Below are 12,164 nucleotides of genomic sequence, written 5' to 3'. Positions count from 1 at the left end.
CGCGCGTAGGGGATGCGCGCGAGGGCGAGCGGGGGGTGCGGCGGGTGGGGGTGCGGGGGGTGGCGGGGTCAGCGGCGGGAGGCGGCGGGGTCGCCGCCCAGGGCCTCGTGGGTCGCCTGGTAGGCCGGCTTGGCGGCGTAGTTCTCGTCGTAGGGCAGGGCGGCGCCGTATCCCGGGAAGGTGTCGGGGATCCAGGAGTGGGCGTCGGTGATGCCCCAGATGGTGACTCCGGTGCAGCCGTCGACGTTGAGGCAGGCGGTGACCACCTTGCGGTAGTCCTCGGCCTGGGTGGCGAGCTCCGCCTGGTCGGCGGGCAGCTGGATGCGGACGTCGAGCTCGGTGATGGTCACCTCCAGCCCGAGGTCGGCGAAGCGCTGGATGTTCTGCTGCATGTCGGCGGGGACCTGGCCGAGGATCAGGTGGCTCTGGAGGCCGATGCCGTCGAGCGGGACGCCCTGCTCCAGCAGCGAGCGGGCCAGTTCGTACATGGCGTCGCTCTTGGCGTTGATCCCCTCGATGTTGTAGTCGTTCAGGTACAGCTTGGCCTCGGGGTCGGCGGCGCGCGCGGCCCGCAGCGCCTCGGCGATGTAGCCCGTTCCGAGGTTGTCGTAGAAGATGCTGCTGCGCATGGAGCCGTCCTCGTTGAACGGCTCGTTGACCACGTCCCAGGCGTAGATGTCGCCGGCGTAGCGCCCGGCGGTGGTGGCGATGTGGTCGGTCATCAGGGTGCGGACCTCCTCGGGGGAGAATCCGCCGTTGCTGAACCACGAGGGCAGCTGGCTGTGCCAGACCAGGGTGTGGCCGTAGACCAGCTGGCCGTTGGCCTGTGCCGTCGCGACGATGGTGTCGGCGCCGGACCAGTTGAACTGGCCTCGGGAGGGTTCGACCGAGCCCCACTTCATCTCGTTGCCGGGGGTGAGGGAGTTGAACTGGGCGGCCGAGGTGTCGCGGTAGCGCTGTTCGCCGTCGATCAGCCAGGCTTCGACCCCGGAGCCGATCCGGAACCCTTGGGCATCGGCGAGCTCGCGGAGGGTGCGGTCATCGGCCTGGGCCGAGGCGGGGGCCGCGCCCATGGCCAGGCAGGCGGCGGCCGCGGCGAGGACCGCACCCCAGCGGAGGGCGCGGCCGGGGGCGGCCACGCGGCGTTGTCGGTGCACGAGGCATGTCCCTTCCTGTCGTCATCCGTACAGGTACCGGCCACCGACGCCCCCGAAGCTTTGGGAGCGCTCCCATATCACGTGCGACAAAATTAACAGGATCGTCAAACGACAACAATAGGAGATGCCCTCGAAACTCTCCGAAATCATGCGCTGGGACGGCGCCGCCCGCCCGAGCCGGGCGGCACTCCCCCGCACCCACGCGCCCCGCCTGCGGCGACACGGCGTGGCAGGTAGGGATATTGCAACACCTGACGCGGTGTGTGAAAGTTTTCTACAAGACGCAGGCGACACACCGCCGCCCGCCTTTCCCCGAGCCCCACGGCTCAGAAGGGAGAGACGTTGTCCAGACCCGACCCGGCAGCAATGCCCGCCCCCGGCGCCCCCCGCCGGCGGATCCCCCGGACGGCCGCTCCGCGCCGCCCCCTGCTCCGGATACTCTCCGGCGCAGTGGCGGCACTGGTCACCGGGTCACTGGTCGCCGCCGCACCCGCGAACGCGGCCCAGCCGGCCTCCCCCGGCACCACCGCAGCCCAGCCCTGCCCACCCGCGACCGGCCACGTGGATGATCGCCAGATGCGCGCCATGTGGATCTCCAGCGTCACCAACATCGACTGGCCCAGCACCCGCGGCCTCGACCCCGCAGCCCAGCAGCAGGAACTCACCGACTACTACGACGAAGCCGTCTCCAACGGCCTCAACGCCGTCTTCGTCCAGATCCGCCCCACCGCCGACGCCTTCTGGCCCTCGCCCCATGAGCCCTGGTCGGAATGGCTCACCGGAACCCAGGGCCGCGACCCCGGCTACGACCCCCTCGCCTTCGCCGTCCGCGAAGCCCACGCGCGCGGCCTCGAATTCCACGGCTGGTTCAACCCCTACCGCGTGGCCATGCACGACGACCCCACCCGGCTCACCGCCGACCACCCCGCACGCGTGAACCCCGACTGGGTCTTCAGCTACAACGGCCGCCTCTACTACGACCCCGGCGTCCCCGAGGTCCGCACCTTCGTGCAGGACGCCATCATGGACGCGGTCGAGAACTACGACCTCGACGGCGTCCACTTCGACGACTACTTCTACCCCTACCCGGCCGACGGCCAGGCGGTCCCCGACGGCGCCACCTTCGACCGCTACGGCGGGTCCTTCGACGACATCGGCGCCTGGCGGCGCGACAACGTCAACCGGCTGATCGAGGAGATCGACGGCCGCATCCACGCCGCCAAGCCCGACGTGGAGTTCGGGATCAGCCCCTTCGGGATCTGGCGCAACGCCGCGACCGACCCCGCGGGCTCCGACACCAACGGCTTCCAGTCCTACGACGGGATCTTCGCCGACAGCCGCCGGTGGGTCACCGAGGGCTGGGTCAACTACATCAACCCGCAGGTCTACTGGGAGATCGGCCACCCGGCCGCCGATTACGCCGTCCTCGTCCCGTGGTGGAACGACGTCGTCGAGGGCACCGGGGTCGACCTCTACATCGGGCAGGCGGCCTACAAGGTCGGCGAACAGCCCGGCTGGGAGGACCCTCGGGAGCTGAGCGACCACCTCACCCTCAACCGCGACTACCCCAACGTCGGCGGCGACGTCTTCTTCAGCGCCGTCCGGCTGCGCACCAACGCCGCCGAGGCGATGCGCATCGTCGTCGAGGAGCACTACTCCCAGCCGGCAACGGCGCCGGCGCCTGTCGCCGGCACCTGGCCGGCGGGCACTGAGGCCGGCCCACGGCCGGACACCCCCGGCTGCGGACGCTGACCGCGCGGGTGGGCCGGGCCGACCGGGCCGGCCTGGCCCACCCCGACGCACGGACACTCAGACACACGGGCACCCGCCCCAGGCGACCGGAGTCAGCGCGCCGGTACCGGCCCCGTACTCGCGCGCGGCACCAGCGCGGCCCCGGGCGTCTCCAGACCGGCGGCCGCCCCGGTGGCGATGTGGCCGAGCAGCAGCGCCGTGGCCAGGCGGCCGTGCTCGGTGATGTCGCGCCCGACAGCGGTCAGCTCCGGCCGCACCGCCTGGCACAGCGGGGAATCGTCCCACGCCACGATGGACAGCCGCCCGGGCACGGGGATGCCCAGCTCCTGGGCCACGCCCAGGCCGGCCACCGCCATCAGGTCGTTGTCGAACACCAGGGCGGTGGGCGGGTCCGCGGCGCTGAGCAGCCGCCGGGTGACGGCCGCGCCCTGGTCGCCGCTGTAGTCGGCGTGGACGACGTCGGCGCGTTCCAGCGCGAAGCCGCGCGCCGCCGCGGCGAAGGCGGCGGAGCGCTGCTCGGTGTGCACGAAGTCCTCGGGCCCCGCGACCCGGGCGATGCGCCGGTGGCCCAGCCCGGCCAGGTGGCCCACGGCGTCGCGCATGGCGCCGGCGTCATCGGACCACACGCACGGCGGTCCCCCGGGCGCCATCGGCCCGCCGACGACGACGGCGGGCAGCCCGAGGTCGGCCAGCGCGGGGATGCGGGGGTCGTCGCGGCGCAGGTCCACGAGCAGCACACCGTCGACGCGGCGCTCGGCGTGCCAGCGCTTGTGCGTGGTGAGTTCGAGCTCGGGGTCGTCGACCGCCTGGAGCATCAGGGCGGTGGTGCCGTCGCGCAGCTCGTCCTGGACGCCGGCGATCAGCCGCATGAAGAAGGACTCGGTGCCCAGCACCAGGGCGGGGCGGTCGACGATGAGCCCGATGGCCCCCGCGCGGCCGTCGGAGAGCGCCCGCGCGGCGCTGCTCGGCGCCCAGCCGAGCCGGCCGGCGATCTCCAGGATCCGGCTCCGCGTGGATTCGGAGACGCCCGGGCGCCCGTTCAGCGCACACGAGACCGCCCCCTTGGACACCCCCGCGGTCTTGGCGATGTCGACGATGGTCGGACGTCTCATGCCCCTGCCCCCCGGCCGCGCCCACCGGCGCGCCGCCCTCCACTGAACCGGTTCACCCAGGCGAGCGTACCGAACCGCCCCCCGGCCCACGCGGCATTTCCGGGGGCGCGCCCGGCACGGGTTCCGGCACGTCCGCGTCGACGTAGGCGGAACGGACCCGTCCGACCGGGGCCATGGAAACGCCCCGGCCGGTGGGGCCGGGGCGGAGAGGATGAGGGACGGCCCGTTGGAGGCTAGAGGTGGGCCTTGATGAACTGGCTCATGATCTGCTTGGCGGCGGCGCCGGTGATGCGGTCGCCGAAGTCCTGCTTGCTGCCCTCGGCCTTGCGGGCGGCGAGCACCGCCTTGGAGGTGTTGGGGCCGTAGTCGCCGTCGATGCCGGAGCTACCGACCGAGTGGCCCGCCTTCGTCAGCACCTCCTGGAGGAATTTCACGCGTTCCCCGCTGTCACCTTCGCGCAGTCCGACCATGTCGTCCTCCAGACTCCCTCCGCCGCTCCCGGGCGGCTGTGCGAATGTTCCGTCTTTGACCATGGCGTAAGCCGCGTCACCGGGGCACGACGTCGAAATGAAGTCGCGGTGCCCCTTGACCGTCCCCGAGATCGAGGTGTCGGGCTCCATGAGCCACCTGCGCAACTCGCGCACGGCGTCGATCTGCTCCTCGGTGATCGGATCAGACGGCCCGGTCGCCAGTGTGCACGAATAATAGGTCGAATTCCCCCCGGGCTGCGCGGCCTGCTGCTTGTACAGACCACGACCTTCCAGGACATATCCGTGCGGGCACGCCATGAAGGAGTTGCCGGTGAAGTACACCGTGCCCTCACGCCGCGCCAGCCATGTGCCGTTCGGCGTGGTCGGGCACCAGATCCGACCTTCGTAGCGCTCCTGGGTGATGGCGAACGCCGACGTCCGGTGCGCGGCCGTGGCCTTGGGTGCGAAGTGTGTCTGGCGGCGCAGCTCGACCTTCCACATGTCATAGGGCGTGGTCGAGGTGGGCGGTCGGCGGCGCAGCGACGTCGCATGTCCGGCCAGGATGGCGGCGAACTGGAACGCCTCGGCGGCCGCCCTGCTCTTCTGGCTGAGCGACCGGGCGCCGGTCGTCGGGACGACGGTGCCATCGGCCGCCAGAGAGACCTGGATGAACAGTTCGAGCTGGGCACGGGTGAGGGCGCGCAGGAACGCGTGGCCGGGCACGCGTTGCGGTGCGTGCTCGATCAGGACCTTCCCCGCGTCGACCGAGAGGTGGAACTCCGCAAGGTGGCGGTTGCGTGCCTCCCTCCACCGGGGGTCGCCGTCCGACGCGGATCCCGCACGGGGGAACTGATCGCTGGGCGGCCCGAAGAGGGTTCGCAGAGCCGCCCTGATCCGGGCGACGTTGTGGGGGTTCTTCTGCTCCGACTGGTAGATGACCACACCGGTGCTGGGGAGACGGCTCCTGCTTGGGGGCTTGATGTGGCCTTCGGTCCAGAACCAGGCCACCAGTTCCACGAGGGCGTCCGACCACTTGGGTTCGACGGGCAGATCGTCGCAGGGAGCCGAGAGCGGTATGCGGTCCGCGTACTTCAACGACTCGGTGGTCGCCCAGACGCGTTCCCGTCCCTGCTGGGTGCGCTCCGCACTCCCGGTGGCGGCCCACCTGCCGTTAGGCGTCCTCTGCCGCTCGGTCCCGGTGCGCCGGTAGAAGCGCTCGACCGGCCAGCGGTGGGCGGGCGTGGTGAGCGACGAGTGGGAGCGTCCCTCCATGCGGACGAGGTCGCGCGGCATTGCGGGGAAGACGTTCATCGCCAGGATCGGCTGCCATTGGGAGCACCCGGTCTCGTGGTCGAGCGTGAGAACGATGTCGCCCTCGTTGATCTGCTGGAATGTCTTCCAGCCGTCCTCGGTGAGGATTTCGGTGGCTTCGTCCACGCAGTAGCCGATGTCGACCCAGCCGCGGGACGGGCCGGTGTGGAAGTTGCGGGTGTTCTTCCAGTAGGTGATGCACTCCGAATGGTCTTTGTCGGCGAGCCCCTGGTCGCCGGAGTCGTAGTGGATGACCAGTCCGGATTTCGGGTCGGCAGAAGAGGCCGGGGATGCCCCCCAGCCGAGATCCGAGCGGGTGACGTACTTCTGCGGTTCTGGCATCGATAGAGACCTCCGCCTCCAGGGTGGCGGAAACAGAGCCCGGATCGGAACCCCCTGGCGCAATCGGGCGGGATTTTTCACATTGCGCCGAAGGGTGCCCACCGCACCGAAAAAGGGCGACTGGGGATGCGGAAGGCGACCATACCGCTGTGAACAGCGTCAATGGCCAAGGAAGGCTCGGCCCCGCGACCGTCGACCACCTCAGCCATTGCAACTCATAGTCGGATCGTGCAATGATCCATCCTCCCCGCAACGACCTCAAAGTGGGGCTCCTGCGACCAGCCTGCGTGGGAACCGGTGGCGTATCCTGGCTCATCTCGCACACCTGCGCGAGAATGCGGCGAAGGGCCCCTCTCTCGGAATCCAAGGACCCTCGGAACGCCCATCAGGATTGTTCACATTCACCGAAATGCCCTTATAAAGGAGGAATGCCCGCTCGGCACCTTTCTGCGGCCCGCAGTCACCCGCCGGGCCGGGGCGCACGGCGGCCAGCCGTTGCGGAGAGTGTCGACGACAGGTGAGCCCGCGCGATCGTGGGTCGGCGCCGTCAGTGCGCGGCCAGGCCGCGCAGTGCGAGTTCCACCTGGTGGTCGACCGTGCCCGGGTCGGAGCCGGGGATCAGCTGCGCGATGCGGATGAGGCCGAGGAGCTGGTAGGCGATGTCGGCGGCGGTCACGTCGGTGGCGAGGGTGCGGTCGGTGCGGGAGCGGTCGACGGCCGCCTGGCCGACCTCGGTGAGGTGGGCGACGCACCGTTGGAGGTCCGCGTCCGACGGTGATCCGCCCGCGAGGACGTCGACCATGGCCTTGTTGGTGATGAGCCGGGTGATGGTCGCGGTGAAGAACCCCCGGAGGCCGACGAGCGCCGACACCCCTTCGGGCAGGGCGGCCTCGGCGAGTTCGCTGAGGTCGGTTCCCGTCACGGCCTGCACGAGGTGCTCGCGAGTGGGGAAGTGCCGGTAGAGGGTGCCGATGCCGACACCGGCCGCCGCGGCGACGGCCCGCATGTCCACGGCCATGCCGGTGCGCCGGAACGCCTCGCCCGCGGCGGCCAGGATCCGTTCCCTGTTCGCGGCGGCGTCCCGCCGCTGCCTGCGGTCCTCTGCCATGTGTTCACTATAGCGATACGGAACCGAAGTTCCGGTTGGTGCTAGCCTGTTCCGGAACATGCGTTCCGGAACGAAGGCGGGCACGGATGAGAACGATCGTGATCACGGGCGGCACCGACGGGATGGGCGCGGCGCTGGCGCGCCACTACCTGCGAGGGGGCGACCGCGTCGCGGTGATCGGCAGGAGCCGCACCAAGTTCGAGGCGCTGATCGCGACGGTGTCGGGCGAGGATCCGTCGGCGGCGGCGCGGGCGGAGTTCATCGCAGCGGACCTGTCCCTGGTCGGCGACGCCCGCCGAGTGGTCGACCGGCTGTCGGCCGGATACGAGCGCATCGACGCCCTGGCCCTCGCCGCATCGTTCATCCGGCAGCGCCGCCATGCCACCGCCGAGGGGCATGAAGCGTCCTGGGCGCTCTTCTTCCTCAGCAAGTACCTGTTCGTCACCGGACTCGCCCCGCTGCTGCGTGCGGCCGAGCGGCCGGTCATCGTGAACACCGCCGTTCCCGGCGCCCGGCCCGATGCCATCGACTTCGCCGACCCCGAAATGACCAGCGGGTTCACGTTCAAGAGATCCAACGCCCAGCAGCGTCGCGCCAACGAGCTCCTGGGCATTCTCGCCACCGGCGACAATCCTGGCCTCTCCTACGTGACCTGGGGCCCCGCCAGACTGGTCCGCTCCGGCTTCGCCGGTGAGGTCGGCACGGGCATGAGGGTCACCGCCGCTGTTCTCGGGACCCTGCTGGGCCAGCCCTCGGAGTCCGCCGTCCGGCCGATCATCCACCTCATCGACGCCCCGGAGCCGGGCCGGGCCGCCTACCGCGGCGCGGCCAAACTCGCCCTCCCTGCCGGCGACCACGACGAGAAGGACGCCCTGCGCCTGGCGGCCGCGGTCGAGGCCGGCCTCTCCTCGAACGGCTGAGGCCGCCGGATCACGGACGGCGATCGCTGTGCCCACTGTCCCCATCCGACGGCGGTCGCGATGGGCGCCAACCAGGTCCTACGAGGGTTTCGGTGCGGGGCGGACGGTGAGCATCTGGTGGGCGTATCCGACCGGGCCGGCGGTGTCGTGGAGGACGGTGCTGGTGACGCCCTGGCCGGTGGGGCCGAAGGTGACCGTTGTGTCGAGTCCGGTCCAGCGGCCTTCGGGGTGGCGGTGGAGGTGGATCGTCAGGTCGACGTTGGGGAACATCCATTCGGTGGGATGCTGGCGCGCGGCGATGCCGTTGGCGGTGTCGACCAGGGCGATGTAGGACGCGAGCGGGCCGGCGGTCTGTCCGGCGACGAGGTCGAGGCGGGTGGAGATCCAGGCCGTTGCCCGGCCGAGCTGCGGGGCGGCGAGGGGGCGGATGTCCAGGGAGGCGATGTAGCCGCCGGGCCACACGGAGGTCGCGGGCCAGGGGGTGAGCGCGTCGGGCGGGGTGAGGGCCTCGGGGGCGCCGCCGGCGACGGAGGCGGTGTCGAAGGAGCCGAGGAGCCACGCCCGCGCCCGGACCACCGGGCGGTCGGCGATGAGCGCGACGGCTTCGATGAGTTCGATGGTGCGGCCGGGCCGGATCGTCTCGACGCGGATCTCGCACTCGGCGAGGGTGGGGCGCCCAAGGATGTCGAAGGAGATCCGGGCCAGGGCCGGCCCGCCGCCTGGCCGCGCGGCCAGGTAGCGCTCGATGGCGTGGACGATGAGGCCACCGAGCGGGCTGAAGTGCTGCTCGCCGGGATCCCAGGCACCCCCGGTGTGGGGTGTGGGCTTGTAGCGGTGCTCGTCGACGGGTTCGTAGTAGCTACCGGCGTCCAACGGGGTGCTGGCCTCTCGGATCGGGGGTGGGACGTGGCCGGTCCCTGCCCGGTGCGGCCGGGCGGTCGGCCCACAACAAGATAGGCGTGCGGCCGTACCGCTCGGTCTCGGAGCCCATGGCGGCAGGAGACCGGTCGGCACGCGGGCCCGCCCCGCAGCACGTGCGGCGGCCCGCTACGGGGTGCGGCCGGTGATGGCCACCACCCGGTCCAGCAGCGGGGCGTCGGCGGGAACCTCGACGGCGGGGCCCCACAGTTCCGGGACGGGGGCGTCGGGGACGAACCAGGACACGTGGTCGAGGCAGGCGCGCAGCGTCTCCTCGGGCAGGTCGAAGCCCTGGCCGGTGGCCTGGGCGAGGTCCCAGCCGTGCACGACGATCTCTGTGAGTGCGATGTCGCCCCAGACGCGGCTGGGCAGCTCCACCCCCGCGGCGTGGGCGGTGCCCTGCCAGGCCGCCGGGTCGTCCCACGCCTCGCCGAGCTCTCGGACGTGGCGGGCGACGGTCTCGCGCCACCGGTCGCCGAGGCGGGCGGCGGCGGGGCCGAGGCCGGTGTCGGTGGTCTCGTCGTGGTGCTTGCGGGCGACGTCGGTGAACGCCCGCGAGGCGGCGTCGACGTGGTCGATCAGGTCGCCGACGGTGTAGCGCGTGCAGGGGGTGGGGTCGGCGAGCTGTTCGTCGGCGACGGCCGCCAGCAGGCCGGTCATGCGGCGGCAGGCGGGCTTGAGGTCGTTCACGTGTGTCCTCCTCGGGTCGGCGTTCACCTGCGACGCCGGAGCGGCCTCATCGATCCGGACGTCCCCGCGCCACCCGCTCCCGAAAATGTTCGGCCACCCGGGCGCGCGAATGCGCCATCGACACGCGGCCGTGCCGATCAGGGGTGCAGCGCGCGCAGGACCTTGTAGAACTCCGCCTTGTGCTCGAACCCGATTCCGGGGGTGTCGGTGAGGCCGACGTGGCCGTCCTCGACGACGGCGCCGTCGGCGAACCCGCCGGTGGGCTGGAACTCGCCGGGGTAGGACTCGTTGCCGCCCAGCTTGAGCGCGGCGGCGATGTGCAGCGAGAACTGGTGGCCGCCGTGGGGGACGCAGCGCCGCGACGACCAGCCGTGCCGGGCGAGCATGTCCTGGATGCGCAGGTACTCGGTCAGGCCGTAACTCAGGGCGGGGTCGACCTGAATGTAGTCGCGGTCGGGGCGCATCCCGCCATAGCGGATGAGGTTGCGGGCATCCTGGAGGGAGAACAGGTTCTCGCCGGTGGCGATCGGGCCGCGGTACTGCTCGGAGACGATGGCGTTGAGCCGGTAGTCGAGCGGGTCGCCGATCTCCTCGTACCAGAACAGGCCGTAGGGCTCGATCGCGCGGGCGTAGTCCAGGGCGGTGGTGAGGTCGAAGCGGCCGTTGACGTCGACGGCCAGCCGCGATCCGTCGCCGTCGAGGACCTCCAGGACGGCCTCGATGCGCTCGAGGTCCTCGGCGAGATCGGCGCCGCCGATCTTCATCTTGACGACGCGGTAGCCCTGGTCGAGGAAGCCCTTCATCTCGTCCTGGAGGTCGCGCAGGGTCTTGCCCGGCGCGTAGTAGCCGCCCGCCGCGTAGACGAAGACCTTGTCGTCGGGGTGTCCGTCGCCGTAGCGCTCCGACAGCCACCGGTACAGCGGCCGGCCGGCGATCTTGGCGGCGAGGTCGAACAGCGCCATGTCCACGACGCCGACCGCGACGGAGCGCTCGCCGTGCCCGCCCGGCTTCTCGTTGGTCATCATCACGTCCCACGCCCGGGTGGGGTCGAGCTCGCCGTCCTCGGTGAGCAGCGCGTCGGGGTCGGCGCCGAGCAGCCGGGGAATGATCCGCCGCCGCAGGATCTCGCCGGCGCTGTAGCGCCCGTTGGAGTTGAACCCGTACCCGACCACCGGTCGCCCGTCGCGCACGACGTCGGAGACGACCGCCACGATCGAGCAGTCCATGGTGCTGAAGTCGATCCAGGCGTTGCGGATGGACGAGCTGATCGGGACGACGCCCTCGTGCACGGAGGTGATCTTCATCGGCCGGGCTCCTTCGCTGTCGTTCGCGCTGTCCACATCGTGGCGATCTTCATGGTCGATGTCCAAGATGCGGTTGCAGCCCGATTGATAACGTGCGCCTATCGATGACCGCACCCGCGGAGTCCCGGCGCCCCTCCGCGGCGACCGGTCCCGCAGGCCGGAGGGGTGGTGGGGAATGGACATCCGCCAGCTGCGGTACTTCCTGGCCGTGATCGACCACGGAGGAGTCCGCAGAGCCGCCGACCACCTCTTCGTGGCCCAGCCGTCGCTGACCCAGTCGATCCGCCGCCTCGAGGCCGAGCTCGGGACCGCGCTGTTCATCCGGCAGGGGCGCGGACTCGTGCTGAGCCCGTCGGGTGCGGCACTGGTGGACCCGGCGCGCACGGTCGTGCGGGCCATGGAGGTCGCACGGGAGACCGTCACCGCGGTGGAGGGCCTGCGCGGCGGGCGCCTGCGCATCGTCTCCATGCCCTCGCAGGTGGTCAGTCCGCTGACGGGGCTGCTGTCGGAGTTCGCCGCGCGCCATCCGCACGTCGACGTGGCGGTCGCCGCCGCCGAGCGCCCCGACGACGTCCGCGACGCGCTGCACCGCGGCGTCGCCGAGATCGGTGTCGTCGCCTCGGCCGGCGGGGCCGACTCGCTGGCGGACCTCCACCGTGTGCCGCTGGAGTCGCAGTCGTTCGTGCTGGTGGCGGGCGACGACGCGGCGCTGCCGCCGGGTGAGGGCGCCCTCGCGCCGGCCGAGCTCCAGGGGCTGCGGCTGGTCGCCGGCCAGCCCGGAACCGGTAGCCGCCGGGTCGCCGACGCCATCGTCGCGGCGACCGATTGCCGGATCGCGGTGGAGATCGAGCACCGGGAAGGGCTGCTTCCGCTGGTGCGCAGTGGTGTCGGTGTCGCCGTCGTGGCCGACTCCTGGGGCGCGCTCGCCGAGGCCGCCGGCCTGCGGGTGCGGCGGCTGGCCGTCGAGGAGCGCCTCGACGTCGCGCTGGTGTGGCGCCACGAGCGGCTCAGCCCATCGGCGGCGGCGTTCATCGGCCTCGCCGACGCGGAGCCGGGCCCGGGCCGGGCGTGAAGCGGCTT

10 protein-coding genes are annotated in these 12,164 nt (G+C 71.5%); 3 read left to right on the top strand and 7 right to left on the bottom strand.

Annotated elements, in window-relative coordinates; genetic code table 11:
• Positions 1-68: 68 nt before the first annotated feature.
• A complete protein-coding gene (locus ACFOVU_RS12840) occupies positions 69-1,157 on the bottom strand; it encodes an endo-1,4-beta-xylanase (protein ID WP_378533201.1) in 1,089 nt (362 codons plus the stop codon).
• A 366-nt stretch (positions 1,158-1,523) separates the two neighbouring features.
• On the opposite strand from ACFOVU_RS12840, the gene ACFOVU_RS12835 reads away from it, so the two are divergent.
• Positions 1,524-2,909 carry a glycoside hydrolase family 10 protein gene (locus ACFOVU_RS12835; RefSeq protein WP_378533553.1) on the top strand — a complete coding sequence of 462 codons (1,386 nt, stop codon included), beginning with the start codon at positions 1,524-1,526 and terminating at the stop codon, positions 2,907-2,909.
• A 92-nt stretch (positions 2,910-3,001) separates the two neighbouring features.
• Here the strand turns inward: ACFOVU_RS12835 and ACFOVU_RS12830 are convergent, their stop codons facing one another.
• The 3 genes from ACFOVU_RS12830 to ACFOVU_RS12820 form a co-directional block, all read right to left on the bottom strand.
• Complete coding sequence (locus ACFOVU_RS12830) at positions 3,002-4,021, bottom strand: LacI family DNA-binding transcriptional regulator (RefSeq protein ID WP_378533199.1); 1,020 nt, start codon at positions 4,019-4,021, stop codon at positions 3,002-3,004.
• Positions 4,022-4,254: 233 nt separating this feature from the next.
• Complete coding sequence (locus tag ACFOVU_RS12825) at positions 4,255-6,144, bottom strand: hypothetical protein (RefSeq protein WP_378533198.1); 1,890 nt, start codon at positions 6,142-6,144, stop codon at positions 4,255-4,257.
• 547 nt (positions 6,145-6,691) lie between these two features.
• Positions 6,692-7,252 carry a TetR/AcrR family transcriptional regulator gene (locus ACFOVU_RS12820; RefSeq protein WP_378533196.1) on the bottom strand — a complete coding sequence of 187 codons (561 nt, stop codon included), beginning with the start codon at positions 7,250-7,252 and terminating at the stop codon, positions 6,692-6,694.
• Between the two features lie 86 nt (positions 7,253-7,338).
• On the opposite strand from ACFOVU_RS12820, the gene ACFOVU_RS12815 reads away from it, so the two are divergent.
• On the top strand, positions 7,339-8,172 hold the full coding sequence (locus ACFOVU_RS12815; RefSeq protein WP_378533194.1) for an SDR family NAD(P)-dependent oxidoreductase: 834 nt from the start codon (positions 7,339-7,341) through the stop codon (positions 8,170-8,172).
• Between the two features lie 78 nt (positions 8,173-8,250).
• On the opposite strand, the gene ACFOVU_RS12810 is transcribed toward ACFOVU_RS12815, so the two are convergent.
• The 3 genes from ACFOVU_RS12810 to ACFOVU_RS12800 all read right to left on the bottom strand — a co-directional run bounded on the left by ACFOVU_RS12810 (position 8,251) and on the right by ACFOVU_RS12800 (position 11,084).
• Positions 8,251-9,045, bottom strand: coding sequence for a thioesterase family protein (locus tag ACFOVU_RS12810; protein WP_378533192.1), 795 nt, complete (start codon positions 9,043-9,045; stop codon positions 8,251-8,253).
• 174 nt (positions 9,046-9,219) lie between these two features.
• Positions 9,220-9,780 (bottom strand): TIGR03086 family metal-binding protein, encoded by a 561-nt coding sequence (locus ACFOVU_RS12805; protein ID WP_378533190.1) that lies wholly within the window; start codon positions 9,778-9,780, stop codon positions 9,220-9,222.
• A gap of 137 nt (positions 9,781-9,917) precedes the next feature.
• Complete coding sequence (locus ACFOVU_RS12800) at positions 9,918-11,084, bottom strand: mandelate racemase/muconate lactonizing enzyme family protein (protein WP_378533188.1); 1,167 nt, start codon at positions 11,082-11,084, stop codon at positions 9,918-9,920.
• Positions 11,085-11,259: 175 nt separating this feature from the next.
• Between ACFOVU_RS12800 and ACFOVU_RS12795 the strand changes: the two genes are divergently transcribed.
• Positions 11,260-12,156: a LysR family transcriptional regulator gene (locus ACFOVU_RS12795; RefSeq protein WP_378533186.1), complete on the top strand. Its 897-nt coding sequence runs from the start codon at positions 11,260-11,262 to the stop codon at positions 12,154-12,156.
• Positions 12,157-12,164: the final 8 nt, after the last annotated feature.

The sequence above is a fragment of the Nocardiopsis sediminis genome (assembly GCF_042650565.1).
GTDB classification, from domain to species: domain Bacteria; phylum Actinomycetota; class Actinomycetes; order Streptosporangiales; family Streptosporangiaceae; genus Nocardiopsis_B; species Nocardiopsis_B sediminis.
This window is presented reverse-complemented; position numbering and strand designations above follow the sequence as displayed.

Coding starts and splice junctions, on each gene's coding strand:
- ACFOVU_RS12795 (WP_378533186.1), top strand. CDS start 11,260: ATGGACATCCGCCAGCTGCGGTACTTCCTGGCCGTGATCGACCACGGA.
- ACFOVU_RS12830 (WP_378533199.1), bottom strand. CDS start 4,021: ATGAGACGTCCGACCATCGTCGACATCGCCAAGACCGCGGGGGTGTCC.
- ACFOVU_RS12815 (WP_378533194.1), top strand. CDS start 7,339: ATGAGAACGATCGTGATCACGGGCGGCACCGACGGGATGGGCGCGGCG.
- ACFOVU_RS12800 (WP_378533188.1), bottom strand. CDS start 11,084: ATGAAGATCACCTCCGTGCACGAGGGCGTCGTCCCGATCAGCTCGTCC.
- ACFOVU_RS12820 (WP_378533196.1), bottom strand. CDS start 7,252: ATGGCAGAGGACCGCAGGCAGCGGCGGGACGCCGCCGCGAACAGGGAA.
- ACFOVU_RS12825 (WP_378533198.1), bottom strand. CDS start 6,144: ATGCCAGAACCGCAGAAGTACGTCACCCGCTCGGATCTCGGCTGGGGG.
- ACFOVU_RS12835 (WP_378533553.1), top strand. CDS start 1,524: ATGCCCGCCCCCGGCGCCCCCCGCCGGCGGATCCCCCGGACGGCCGCT.